This is a genomic window from Nocardioides pakistanensis, assembly GCF_054781215.1.
The window spans coordinates 193,792-206,057 of the sequence record NZ_BAAGUV010000022.1 but is presented as its reverse complement, the minus strand read 5'-3'; the positions used below and the strand labels follow the sequence as shown (position 1 = coordinate 206,057).

General features: G+C 73.9%; 13 protein-coding genes. 8 read left to right on the top strand and 5 right to left on the bottom strand.

What is annotated here, in order from left to right:
- Positions 1-60: 60 nt before the first annotated feature.
- The gene (locus ACYVIH_RS09575) at positions 61-1,185 is read right to left on the bottom strand and encodes a sensor histidine kinase (protein WP_460868611.1); all 1,125 of its coding nucleotides are present in this window, start codon (positions 1,183-1,185) and stop codon (positions 61-63) included.
- Positions 1,186-1,194: 9 nt separating this feature from the next.
- Positions 1,195-2,127: a class I SAM-dependent methyltransferase gene (locus ACYVIH_RS09570; RefSeq protein ID WP_460868609.1), complete on the bottom strand. Its 933-nt coding sequence runs from the start codon at positions 2,125-2,127 to the stop codon at positions 1,195-1,197.
- Between the two features lie 52 nt (positions 2,128-2,179).
- Here ACYVIH_RS09570 and ACYVIH_RS09565 point away from each other — a divergent pair, with 52 nt between their 5' ends.
- Positions 2,180-2,917 carry a Fic family protein gene (locus ACYVIH_RS09565; protein ID WP_460868607.1) on the top strand — a complete coding sequence of 246 codons (738 nt, stop codon included), beginning with the start codon at positions 2,180-2,182 and terminating at the stop codon, positions 2,915-2,917.
- A gap of 405 nt (positions 2,918-3,322) precedes the next feature.
- On the opposite strand, the gene ACYVIH_RS09560 is transcribed toward ACYVIH_RS09565, so the two are convergent.
- On the bottom strand, positions 3,323-4,153 hold the full coding sequence (locus tag ACYVIH_RS09560) for an HAD family hydrolase (protein ID WP_460868605.1): 831 nt from the start codon (positions 4,151-4,153) through the stop codon (positions 3,323-3,325).
- Positions 4,154-4,541: 388 nt separating this feature from the next.
- Here ACYVIH_RS09560 and ssd point away from each other — a divergent pair, with 388 nt between their 5' ends.
- The 7 genes from ssd (at position 4,542) to ACYVIH_RS09525 (ending at position 9,524) form a co-directional block, all read left to right on the top strand.
- Positions 4,542-5,633, top strand: a complete 1,092-nt coding sequence (gene ssd / locus ACYVIH_RS09555; RefSeq protein WP_460868602.1) for a septum site-determining protein Ssd — start codon at positions 4,542-4,544, stop codon at positions 5,631-5,633.
- Positions 5,633-6,775, top strand: a complete 1,143-nt coding sequence (locus ACYVIH_RS09550; protein ID WP_460868620.1) for a TadA family conjugal transfer-associated ATPase — start codon at positions 5,633-5,635, stop codon at positions 6,773-6,775. Before ssd ends, ACYVIH_RS09550 begins: the two co-directional genes overlap by 1 nt.
- A complete protein-coding gene (locus ACYVIH_RS09545) occupies positions 6,772-7,578 on the top strand; it encodes a type II secretion system F family protein (protein ID WP_460868600.1) in 807 nt (268 codons plus the stop codon). Before ACYVIH_RS09550 ends, ACYVIH_RS09545 begins: the two co-directional genes overlap by 4 nt.
- On the top strand, positions 7,575-8,324 hold the full coding sequence (locus tag ACYVIH_RS09540; RefSeq protein ID WP_460868598.1) for a type II secretion system F family protein: 750 nt from the start codon (positions 7,575-7,577) through the stop codon (positions 8,322-8,324). The genes ACYVIH_RS09545 and ACYVIH_RS09540 overlap by 4 nt, the downstream gene beginning before the upstream one ends.
- A gap of 148 nt (positions 8,325-8,472) precedes the next feature.
- Positions 8,473-8,658: a DUF4244 domain-containing protein gene (locus ACYVIH_RS09535; RefSeq protein ID WP_460868596.1), complete on the top strand. Its 186-nt coding sequence runs from the start codon at positions 8,473-8,475 to the stop codon at positions 8,656-8,658.
- A 3-nt stretch (positions 8,659-8,661) separates the two neighbouring features.
- Positions 8,662-9,066 carry a TadE family type IV pilus minor pilin gene (locus ACYVIH_RS09530; RefSeq protein ID WP_460868594.1) on the top strand — a complete coding sequence of 135 codons (405 nt, stop codon included), beginning with the start codon at positions 8,662-8,664 and terminating at the stop codon, positions 9,064-9,066.
- Positions 9,063-9,524, top strand: a complete 462-nt coding sequence (locus tag ACYVIH_RS09525; RefSeq protein ID WP_460868592.1) for an Rv3654c family TadE-like protein — start codon at positions 9,063-9,065, stop codon at positions 9,522-9,524. Before ACYVIH_RS09530 ends, ACYVIH_RS09525 begins: the two co-directional genes overlap by 4 nt.
- Here the strand turns inward: ACYVIH_RS09525 and ACYVIH_RS09520 are convergent.
- Positions 9,496-9,870, bottom strand: coding sequence for a hypothetical protein (locus ACYVIH_RS09520; protein WP_460868590.1), 375 nt, complete (start codon positions 9,868-9,870; stop codon positions 9,496-9,498). The genes ACYVIH_RS09525 and ACYVIH_RS09520 overlap by 29 nt on opposite strands.
- A gap of 31 nt (positions 9,871-9,901) precedes the next feature.
- A complete protein-coding gene (locus tag ACYVIH_RS09515) occupies positions 9,902-12,223 on the bottom strand; it encodes a DEAD/DEAH box helicase (RefSeq protein WP_460868588.1) in 2,322 nt (773 codons plus the stop codon).
- Positions 12,224-12,266 lie beyond the last annotated feature (43 nt).

The following is a 12,266-nucleotide window of genomic DNA, read 5'->3' as shown; positions in this document are numbered from 1 at the left end:
ACGCGTCCTGGCCAACCAACCCACCGCCGCCTGAGACAGGCGGGCTGGACATAGGGCTTCTCATGGGCGGACTCCAGGCGCGAACTTCGGGACCCTGACGATAACCTTCGTGCCCGCTCCGCGGGCGGTCTCCACGACGAGCCCGTAGTCGTCGCCGAAGGTGGAGCGCAGCCGCTCGTCGACGTTGCCGAGCCCGACGGAGTCCATCGACGCGTCGCCGGCCAGCGCCCGTCGTACCCGGTCGGGGTCCTCGCCGACGCCGTCGTCCTCGATCGTGATCACGCACTCGGTGTCGTGGTCCTCGCCGATGATCGTGATCCGCCCGGGCCCGTCCTTGTTCTCCAGGCCGTGCCGCACCGCGTTCTCCACCAGCGGCTGCAGGCACAGGAAGGGGACCACGACCGGCAGCACCTCCGGGGCCACCCGGAGGGTGACCTGGAGCCGGTCGCCGAACCGGGCCTTCTCGAGGATCAGGTACCGCTCGATCGAGCGGAGCTCCTCGGCCAGCGTGGTGAACTCGCCGTGCCGCCGGAACGAGTAGCGGGTGAAGTCGGCGAAGTCGAGCAGCAGGTCGCGGGCTCGCTCGGGGTCGGTGCGCACGAACGACGCGATCGCGGTGAGCGAGTTGTAGATGAAGTGCGGGCTGATCTGCGCGCGCAGGGCGCGGACCTCGGCCTCCATCAGCCGGGTCCGCGAAGCGTCGAGCTCGGCGAGCTCGAGCTGGCCGGAGACCCAGCGGGCCACCTCGTTGGTGGCCCGGAGCAGGCCGGCCGAGGCGTTCGGGCCGTAGACCTGCAGCGTGCCGACCACCCGCTCCTCGACGATCAGCGGGCTGACGATCACGTGCCGCATTGCGCACGTCGGGTCCTCGCAGGGGATCTCGCCCTTGTCGCCGACTGCGGTGGCCCCGTCGGCCACCACCGGCGCGGCGAGCCCGGCGGCCTGCTTGGCGTGGTGGGCGAACCGGCCCTCCCACGCGAGCAGCCGCTCGGTGTCGGTCAGCGCCACCGCGGGGGCGCCGAGCAGGTCGCGCAGGTGCCGGATCGCCTTCGTGGCCGAGGCCTCGGTCAGCCCCGAGCGCAGCGGAGGGCCCGCCAGGGAGGCGGTGTGCATGGTGCGGAAGGTGGCCCGGTCGGCCTCGCTGCCGAGGTGTCCCGGCCGGAGCCAGCCCCACCGAGAACCCATCTCGCCGTCCTACTTGAAGTCGATCAGCAGCGAGCCGTCGAGCCCCTCCGGCACGACGACCTCCCCGTCGGTGAGGTTACCGGCGCCGTCCGTCCCTGCGCTCTGGTCGCGCCCCTCGGGGGTCGAGCTCGTCGAGACCCGGTGGTCGAGCCCGCCGGGACCCGGCTGCCGGCCGGTGCTGGGCAGCAGCGTCGCTCGGCACGCCGTGGTGACGTACGGCAGTAGCATCCCGTCGTGGCCGCGGCCGTACTCCGCGTAGAGCTCGTCGACCTCGGCGAGCACGCGTTCGCGCTGGTCGGCAGGCATCAGGGCGACGTTGGACCGCGAGCAGACCAGGTCTCGCAGCGACTCGGCGGTCATCGGCTGCCAGAACCGGAAGGTCTCCTGCTCGGCGTCCTCGAACAGCCCGGTGGCCGCGATCGCCTCGGTGGGGTCGTCGGGCTGCTCGACGGTGCCGATGATCCGGCCGAGCCGCTTGACCCACGGGATCCGCTCGTCGCGGGTGTTCCACAGCAGCACGAGCCGGCCGCCGGGCCGCAGCACGCGCGCGGCCTCCGCCAGCGCCTGCTCGGCGTCGAACCAGTGGAAGGCCTGTGCCGCGACCACGACGTCGGCGCTGCCGGCTCGCACGGGCACCTGCTCTGCCGTACCGGCCAGCGCCCGGGCGCCGGGAGCGCGGTGCGCCAGCCGGGCGAGCATCGCGGTGGACGGGTCGGTCGCGGTCACCGTGCAGCCGCGAGCGAGCAGCTGCTCGGTGAGCTTGCCGGTGCCGGCCGCGAGCTCGAGCACCTCGGGCGCCGAGCCGGTGCGGCGCGCACCGGCCAGCAGCCAGTCCACCGCCTCGGCGGGGTAGGCCGGCCGGGCCCGGTCGTAGGCGTCTGCGACGCGGTCGAACGCACGCGCCGCATCCGCGGCGGGGTGGGCGTCCTGGTCCTCGTTCATCGTGGTGAGGCTATCCGGCCTGGTGTCCGGGGGTCGGCTAGCCTTGCCGGTCGTGCCCCCGACGAATCCCGCGTCCGACCCGCTGGCCCGGCTCGCCTCCCTGGAGGGGGTCGCCTCGGCGATGGCCGCGGCCCGCGACGGCATCGACGTCCTCCTCCGCGACCGGGGCCTGCGCACGAGCCCGCCGGAGCTGACCACCGAGTCGCTGCTGCTCGGCGCCCACGCCAGCGCGGTGCTGGAGGGCTCGACCAGCGACCTGGAGCAGATGCGCGCCGGTGAGGGCGACGAGACCGCGCAGGCGGCGTTGCGGGTGAGCACCGAGCTGCTGGCGCTGGTGCCGACGCTGGGCACCGCCCCGCTGCAGGCGTTCGCGCGGCTGCACACCCTGGCCGGCAAGGGCCTCGTCGCAGACGCCGACCTGGGTCGGCCACGGGAGGCGGCGGCTGCGGCCCGGCTGACCGACCTGGGGCGGCTGCTGGTCAACCCGACGGAGGCGCCGGCGCTCGTCGTCGCCGCCGTGGTGCACGCCGAGCTGGCGACCGTCGCGCCGTTCGTGTCGCACAACGGGATCGTCGCCCGCGCTGCGGAGCGGCTGGTGCTGGTGGCGCGCGGGGTGGACGTGAAGTCGCTCGTCGTACCCGAGGCCGGGCACCTGCGGCTGCGCCGGGAGTACGAGTCGAACCTGCGTGGCTACCGCGACGGCGGCCCGGCCGGCGTGCACTCGTGGCTGCTCTACGCGGCGGAGGGCTACTCGGCCGGCGCCGAGGCCAGCCCGGTCGCGCGGCGCTGACCGCGGGGAGGACCCTGCACATGCGAGCGGCACTCAGACCATCCGGTGTGAGTGCCGCCGCTGACACGTGAGACGCGGGCTACCAAGCGTGCACCGGCTAAATGTTGCTCCGGGTGAACCCGTGAGACAACTCCCATAGGAAGGGTAGGTCGCCGCGTGGGTACCTGGCTCACGTGCGGGTCTTGAGTTGTTTTCCTGGGTCCCTTTCTACGCCAGAAGGCGAAACCGGACAAGAGACCTGGGCCCCTTGTCTAGTGCCCGGGCGTGTCGCAGGCTGTGACTGCCCGTGCGCTCCCGCCCCCCAATCCCCTTGTAACGCGGGGTTATGGACGCTGGACACGCGGCAGGACGCGGGGGATGCGTCCACAACGCTGGGGAAGTCCTCGCGCCGGACGCAGACCCCGGTCAGGAGACCCGGCGGCGAGCGGCGAGGTAGACCGCGGCACCGGCACTGATCGCGGCGCCCAGCGCGATCGCCGCCAGCGTCGGCCGGCTCGAGGGCAGCCGCATCCGCCGGGTCAGCGCTACCGGGCGGTTGAAGTTCAGCACCGGCCAGCCGCTGCTGGCCGCGATCCGGCGCAGCTCCTTGTCGGGGTTGACCGCGTAGGGGTGCCCGACGATCTCGAGCATGTGCACGTCGGTCACCGAGTCGCTGTAGGCGTAGCTGCGCTCGAGGTCGTAGCCCTTCTCGCGGGCGAGCTCCTCGATCGCGGAGGCCTTGTTCTCGCCGTAGGCGTAGAAGGAGATCTCGCCGGTGTACTTGCCGTCCTCGATGTGCATCCGGGTCGCGATCACGCCGTCGACGCCGAGCATCTCCCCGATCGGCTCGACGACCTCCGCACCCGAGGCGGAGACGATGATGACGTCGCGGCCGGCGAGCTGGTGCTCCTCGATCAACGAGACCGCCTCGTCGTACACCAGCGGGTCGACGATGTGGTGCAGCGTGTCGGCGACGATGTCGCGCACGGTCTGCACGTCCCAGCCGGCCGACAGCTCGGAGAGGAACTCCCGCATCTTCTCCATCTGGTCGTGGTCGGCGCCGCCCACCAGGTACACGAACTGCGCGTAGGCGCTGCGCAGCACCGAACCGCGCGAGATCAGGCCTCCGGCGTAGAAGGAACGGCTGAACGCCAGCGTGCTCGACTTGGCGATGATCGTCTTGTCGAGGTCGAAGAACGCGGCGGGCCGCCCGGGGCGCCTGCGGTGCGCCGGGGGAGGCGTGGGGGTCTGGCCCATCGGGCTGTCTCCTGGGTCAGCGGATCGGTGTCTCGGCGGGTCGCGGCACGACGCAAGGTAAAGAAACGCTGTAGAATGCGAGGTGCTGCACGGCGCAACGGTGTTGCATCCCGTACGGTCGCAACGATACTGGCGTTGAGCAGCACGCGTTCCCCAGCGGCATCCCCCCGCCGCTGGCCCCGGCCCGGCTCATCCCCCCCGAGCACGGGCCCCGCGGCCCTCGATCATCCCCCCCGATCGAGGGCCGCACCCCTGCTCGGCGGGTGTCGCGAGAAGTCCGACCCGCTGCGGACCAGCTTTCGTCCACAGGTGGTACGTCGCTCACGCCCGTCCACAGGGCGCGGGCGACGGTGACCCGCGTGGGGGCAGGGCCGAGCACGCTCGGAGCATGTACGAGGCTCAGTCACCGACCATCCCCCGACCGATCGCGCTCACCGGCGACCCGACCCTGGCCGAGGAGCTGCACCGCCTCGCCGCCGCGGCCGGCGTGGAGCTCGCCGTGCTCGACGAGCCGGCGGAAGCGCGCTCGCTGTGGACCCTCGCGCCGCTGGTGCTGGTCGGTGCGGATCTGCTGACCGACCTCGCCGACGCGGTGATGCCGCGGCGCGACGGGGTGCACGTGGTCGCGCGTCAGCCGGTCCCGGACGCCGGCTTCCGGGCAGCCCTCGTGGTCGGCGCGGAGAGCGTGGTCGAGCTGCCCACGGCGCAGCAGTGGATGGTGGAGGCGTTCGCCGACTGCGCCGACGGGTCCCTGGGACGTGCCCCGGTGGTCGGCGTGGTCGGTGGCTGCGGCGGCGTCGGGGCGTCGACGTTCGCCAGCGCGCTGGCTCTCGCCGCCGCGGACGTCGTACCCGCGGTGACGCTGGTCGACGCCGACCCGCTCGGCTCCGGGCTGGAAGCACTCGTCGGGGTCGACGAGGGCGGCGCGGCGTGGTCCTCGCTGATGGAGTCCACCGGGCGGCTCGGCTCGCGGGCGCTGCGGGCCGCGCTTCCCGGCCGGGGCGGCGTGGCCGTGCTCGGGTGGGGTGCCGGCGGGCGCCCCGAGCTCGACCCCACGGTTGCCGCAGAAGCGCTCGGCGCCGCCCGCAGGGGCAGCGACCTGGTGGTCGTGGACCTGCCGAGGTATCTCGACGAGCCGGCCTCCCAGCTGCTCGTTCGCTGCGACCACCTGGTGATCGTGACCGGCCTCACCTTGGCGGCGGTCACAGCGACAGCCCGCGTGATGGCCGCGACGGCGCCGGCCGTGGCTCACGCACACCTGCTCGCGCGGGGAAGCGTCTCGGGACTGGACCCCGCCGAGGTCGCCGTGACGTTGGGCCTGCCGTTGGCCGCGGTGATGGGCGACCAGCGCGGCCTGCGCGAGGCCGTCGAGCTGGGCCAGGGACCGTTGCGCTCCCGACGCGGACCGTTGGCGCGAGCGGCTCGCACCGTGCTCGCCCTGCTCTCCGTCGCCCCGGCCTCGCGGAGGGCGGTCGCGTGATCCGTGCCGACCTCCTCGAGCGGGTCCGCGACCGGGTCGCCGGCAGCGGTCAGCCCCTCGACCCCGTCCAGGTCGCGCGCGCCCTGGGCCAGGAGGGCCGCCCGGTCGGGGACACCGAGGTGCTCGAGGTTCTCGACCTGCTCCGTCGCGACGTGCTCGGAGCGGGACCCCTCGAGCCCTTGCTCCGCCGGCCCGGGGTGACCGACGTGCTTGTCAACGGCCCCGACCAGGTCTACGTCGACGTCGGCGACGGCCTAGAGCCGGCCGGGGTCAGCTTCCCCGACGACGCTGCCGTCCGGAGGCTGGCGCAGCGACTGGCCGCGAGCGCGGGCAGGCGCCTGGACGACGCGACGCCGTACGTCGATCTCCGCCTGCCGGACGGCACGCGCTTCCACGCCGTGCTCGCGCCCCTGTCCCGGCCGGGCACGCTGTTGTCCCTGCGCGTCCCGCGTGACCGGGTCTTCGACCTCGACGAGCTCGTCGCCAGTGGCACGGTGTGCGTCGAAGGGGCCGACCTCCTGCGCCGGATCGTGCAGCAGCGGTTGGCGTTCCTGGTCACCGGTGGCACCGGGTCCGGCAAGACCACGCTGCTCGCCGCCCTGCTCAGCCTGGTCGACCCGAGCCACCGGCTGGTGATCGTCGAGGACGCCTCCGAGCTGCGGCCGCACCACCCCCATGTCGTCGGCCTGGAGGCACGACCGGCCAACGTCGAGGGCGCGGGCGCGGTGCCGCTGCAGGTGCTGGTCCGGCAGGCGCTGCGGATGCGGCCGGACCGGCTGGTCGTCGGCGAGGTGCGCGGCGCGGAGATCAGCGACCTGCTCGCCGCGATGAACACCGGCCACGAGGGCGGCTGCGGCACGCTGCACGCCAACTCGTGCGCGGACGTGCCCGCCCGGGTGGAGGCCCTGGCGATGGCTGCCGGGATGCCCCGAGCCGCGGCCCACAGCCAGCTCGCCTCGGCCCTCGACGTCGTGGTCCACGTGACCCGGACCGGGGGCCGTCGCCGGGTGGAGGAGGTCGCGGTGCTCACGCGGGGCAGCGACGGGCATGTGGTCGCCACCCCGGCGGTCACCTTCGGGGCCGACGGCAGCATCCGCACCCACGAGGGCGCGGACCGGCTCGCGGAGCTTCTGCAGCGATGACGGCGCTGCTCGCCGCGTTGGCCGCGACGGTGGCCGTGCTCCTGGTGCTGCCCCCGCCACCGCGCGTCGGCCCACCGGCAGCGGACCGGGGTGGCTCGTGGGTGGCTGTGGTCCGACGCCGTCCGACCGCAGGAGTCGCGGCCCTGGTGGCGGCGCTGGTCGGCGGCCTGCTGGTCACCGTCGACGGCGTGGTCCTCGGACTCGGGCTGATCGTGGTCGGTGGGGTGGCGGGCGGTGCCGCCCTCGTCGCGCGCAGCCGTGGGCGCCGCGCCGCGAGCGCGCGTGCCGACCGGGTGGTCGAGGTGTGCGAGGCGCTCGCCGCCGAGCTGCGGGCGGGCCAGCCGCCGCTGAGCGCGCTGCGGCACTGTGTCGAGGTGTGGCCCGACATCGAGCCGGTCGCCCGCGCCGGCGACCTCGGCTCCGACGTGCCGGCGGCGTTCCGCCGTCTGGCGAGGGCCCCAGGGGCATCGGGTCTGCGCGACGTCGCCGCGGCCTGGCAGGTGTCGCAGAGCTCCGGCGGCACGATGGCGATCGCCCTGGCGCGGGTCGCCGACACCGCCCGCCGGCGCAGGGCGACCGAGCGACTGGTGGCGGGGGAGCTCGCCTCGGCTCAGGCGACCGCCCGACTCGTGGCCGTCCTGCCCGTGGTGGTGCTGGCCATGGGCTCCGGGCTCGGCGGCGATCCTTGGGGATTCCTCGTGTCGACGCCGGTCGGCCTGGTCTGTCTCGGGGCGGGGACTGCGCTCATGCTCGCGGGGCTGGCCTGGATCGAGCGGATCGCCGCCTCGGTGGTGGGTCGATGAACGCCGTCGCGCCCTCCGCTCTGGGCGTCGTGGCCGCGTTGCTGGTCGGCCTCGCCGGCTGGCTCGCACTCGCGCCCGGGCCGGGCGCGGCCCGGCGACCCAGGGCCGGCGGCCGCGACACCAGAGTCGTCGGACGCCGGAGCGACCGGGAGATCATGCAGCCCCTGGTGGCCGTCATGGCGGGAGCGGCACCGGTGGTTCTGGTCGGCGGAGCGGTCGGGTGGCTGAGCGCGCCGGTCGTGGCGGTGCTCGTCCACCGCGCGATGCGAGACCGCGAACCCGCCCGCGAGCGGCGACGGCGGGAGCAGGTCTCCCGGAGCCTGCCTCAGGTGGTGGACCTGCTGGCGGTCACGCTGGCGGCCGGCGCTTCACCGGGGTCCGCTCTCACGGCGGTGGCGGAGGCGGTCGAGGGGCCTGTGGCCGAGGAGCTCCATGCCGTGGAGCACAGCCTCGCACTCGGCCGTGACCCCGCCGGCGTCTGGCGCGAGGTCGCCCGAAGACCGGGCATGGGACCGCTGGGCCGGTCGATGAGCCGGGCCATCGAAACCGGTGCCTCGGTCAGCGGCACGCTGCACCGGCTCGCGGAGGACCTGCATGCCCAGGACAGGTCCGAGGCGGAGAGCCGCGCGCGTGCGGTCGGGGTGAGGGCGGCCGCCCCCTTGGGCCTGTGCCTGCTGCCGGCGTTCGTCGTGGTCGGCGTCGTGCCGCTGGTGGCCAGCACGGCGGTGGCGCTGCTCCGGCCCTGAGCCGGGCCCGGTTTCGTCCACAACCACCGGAGGCTCGGCGTCTGTCCCCGGTTCCGGAATCGGCAGTACAACCCCGGCTGGGAAACGAGAAGTCTCGGAGCCATCAGCAATCGCGTCGGTCCCGGACCGACCAACCACGGAGGTATCCATGACCAGCTCACCCGTCGCCCGGCTCCGCAACCAGCGGGGTGTCACCACCGCCGAGTACGCCGTCGTCACCGCCGCCGGCTGCGGCTTCGGCGGCATCCTGATCAAGCTGCTCACCAGCGAGTGGGGGCAGAAGCTGCTGAAGTCGCTGTTCGACTTCTTCCTTCGCATGATCGGGTTCGCCTGAGCCGTGAGGGCGATCCACATGGGGGTGGAGGAGGCGCGCCGCCGGCGCGCCTCCCCGACCCGTGGCGACTCAGGGTCGGTCACCGCCGAGACCGCGGTGGTCCTGCCGGTGCTGGTCGCGCTCACTCTGGGACTTGTCTGGCTGCTCGGACTCGGCGTCGCTCAGCTACGCGTCGTGGACGCTGCTCGGGAGACCGCGCGAGCGCTCGCCCGCGAGGAGCCGTCCGCCGGGGCGGTCGACCTCGGCCGGCGCGTCGCCCCCACCGGTGCGGAGTTCAGCATCACCGAGGAGCAGGGTGTCGTGCGGGTGCAGGTCGTGGCCGAGGTGACGCCGGCTGCGGGGCTCCTCGGGTTCCTGCCCGCGGTCGAGGTCGATGCCGAAGCGGTGGCCGCCAAGGAGGCGCGATGACCCGTCGAGGCGACGGGACGTACTCCGAGGGCACGCCCGTCGACCGCCGAAGAGCCGCAGTGACCGGCGCCAGATCGTCCGAGCAGGGATCGGCCGCGGTGCTTGCCCTGGTGCTGGCGGTCGTCCTGGTCACGGTCGCTGTCGCCGCAGGGGCCCTGGGCGGTCTCCTGGTCGGCCAGCGGCGGGCTGCCGCAGCTGCGGACCTCGCGGCTCTCGCGGCGGCGGAAGCCCTGAACGGTGTCGCGGCGGTCGCGCCGGCACCCGTCGACTCCTGCGGTCAGGCGGAGCGGATCGCCGCAGCCAACGGGGCACGCCTGACCGGGTGCCGGGCCGAGGGGCTCGAGGTGACCGTCTCGGTCGTGGTGGAGGTGCCGGTCCCGGTCGCCGGGGAGGTCGAGGTGGCCGGGCGAGCCCGGGCGGGCCCGGCGGTCAACGGCTCGGCTGGTCCGGTCCCGTGACGTCGCCCTCGGTCGACCGGGTGGTCGGCTCCGTCCCGGGAGTCGAGGTCGCGGACGATGACCCCTCAGCACGCTGCTCCTTGGCCTCGAGCTTCTGGGCCAGCCGGTTGAGCTCCTTCTTCTCCTTGCGCCGCTTGGTGGCGCTGCGCACGCCGGCACGCATCAGGCTCAGGCCGAACACCAGCAGCAGCACCGTGGCGGCACCGGTCAGGAACACCAGCAGCGGGCTCATCTCCACGGAGAACCCGCCGAGGTCGAACGTCGCCGTGTCGTTCGAGGAGCCTGCGACCGCGGCGAGCACCACGCCGGCTGCGATGAGGATGAGGATGACGCCGAGAACCAGCATGCGAGGACCCTTCCGAGGAGAGGGGCTCAGGCTAACCCGTCTGTCGCAGCAAGGCGTCGAGCAGCGTCACCGCGGCATGCTTGTCGAGCGGGTTGTTGCCGTTGCCGCACTTCGGCGACTGCACGCACGACGGGCAGCCGTCCTCGCAGGCGCACGACGCGATCGCCTCCCGGGTCGCGGTCCACCACTCCACCGCCGCGTGGAACCCTCGCTCGGCGAAGCCCGCCCCGCCGGGGTGCCCGTCGTAGACGAAGACCGTCAGCTGGCCGGTGTCCGGGTGCAGCGCGGTGGAGACGCCACCGATGTCCCAGCGGTCGCAGGTGGCGAACAGCGGCAGCAGGCCGATCGCGGCGTGCTCCGCGGCGTGCGCCGCGCCGGGCAGGTCCTGTCCTTCCAGGCCCGCCTCCTCCAGCACCGCCGGCGGCAGCGTCCACCAGACCGCCTTGGTCTCGAGCACCCGTTCGGGCAGGTCCAGCGGCTCCTCGCCCAGGACCTCTCCCGAGGGCACCCGGCGCTTGAGGTACGACACCACCTGGTGGGTGACCCTCACGCCGCCGAAGCTCACCCGGGCCGGTCCCCAGGTCGTGTGTGCGCTCTCCTGGGTGATCGTGATGTCGGTGATCTCGCGCGCCGACGTCGAGTAGTCCGGGTCGGCCGGGGTCACGACGGCGACGCTCTCCTCGAGGTCCAAGGAGAGCACCAGGTAGGTCTCGCCGAGGTGGAGGTACACCGCGCCCTCGTGCACGGTCCCGTGCGCGGAGGAGTGGTCGACGGTGCCGAGCAGCCGCCCGGTGCCCTCCTCCACCAGACGCACGGGCGCGCCGCCGGTGGACCTGATGTCGGCCAGGTCGCAGGCCCGGCTCCGGTCGGTCCAGAACCAGCCGCGCGGGCGCCGCCGCAGCATCCCGGCCTCGGTCAGCGCGTCGACGCCCGCCCGGGCCGTGGGACCGAACATCGCCAGGTCGTCCTCGGTGAGCGGGGACTCCTCCGCCGCGGCGCACAGGTGCGGTCCGAGCACGTAGGGGTTGTCGGGGTCGAAGACGTTGGCCTCCACCGGCGCCCCGATGAGTGCCTCGGGGTGGGTGACCAGGTAGGTGTCCAGCGGGTCGTCGCGGGCCACGAACACCCCGAGTGCGTCCTGGCCGCCTCGCCCGGCGCGGCCGACCTGCTGCCACAGCGCGGCCCGGGTGCCCGGGAAGCCGGCCAGGAGCACCGCGTCGAGACCGGACACGTCGATGCCGAGCTCGAGCGCGTTCGTCGCGGCCAGCCCGAGCAGGTCTCCGCGGCGCAGGGCCTGCTCGATGGCGCGCCGGTCCTCGGGAAGGTAGCCACCGCGGTACGCCGCCACCCGGGCCGACAGACCGGGTTCGACCTCGTCGAGGAGCCGCTTGGTGTTCAACGAGACCGACTCCGCGCCGCGCCGGGACCGGATGAAGGCGAGGGTCCGCACTCCCTCGACGACCAGGTCGGCGAGCAGGTCGGAGATCTCCGCGGTCGCGGAGCGACGCACCGGGGCGCCGTTCTCCCCGCCGTAGGACGTGAACGGCGGCTCCCACAGGGCGAGCGCGACCTGCCCGCGGGGGGAGGCGTCGTCGGCGACGGCGACGAAGGGCAGCCCGGTCAACCGCTCGGCGGAGACCTCCGGCTCGGCCACGGTCGCCGAGGCCATCAGGAACGTCGGGCTCGAGCCGTAGAGCGCGCAGACCCGGCGCAGCCGGCGGATGATCTGTGCGACGTGGGCGCCGAACACGCCGCGGTAGTGATGGCACTCGTCGATCACGACGTAGTCGAGCATCGAGAAGAACCTCGCCCAGCGGGTGTGACCGGGCAGCATCGAGCGGTGCAGCATGTCGGGGTTGGTGAGCAGGTACTCCCCGTGGTCGCGCGCCCAGTCACGCTGCTCCCGCGAGGAGTCGCCGTCGTGGGTGGTGGCCCGCAGGTCCGGCACGCCGAGAGCCAGCAGCGATGCCAGCTGGTCCTGGGCGAGGGCCTTCGTCGGCGAGAGGTACAACACCGTCGAGCCGCGCTGGCCCTGGCGTCGGCGCTTGCCGAGCACCGAGCTCAGTGCCGGCATCAGGTAGGCCAGCGACTTGCCCGAGGCGGTGCCGGTCGAGATCACGACGCTGTGACCGCCGTACGCCGCCTCTGCCGCTGCGGTCTGGTGCTCCCAGGGCTGCTCGATACCGCGCGCCCGCCACGCCTCGACGAGCCGGGGGTCGACCCACGCCGGCCATGGAGCGGTCCGGCCCGCTCGCGGCGGCAGCACCTCCAGATGGGTCAGCCGGTCGTCGCGTCCCGCGCCGGCCAGCCGGTCGAGGGCCGCCGCGACGGACACGTGCGTTCGGGGAGCCACGCCTGGCATCCTCGCAAACCGCTGGTGACCGGCAGACCGCGAG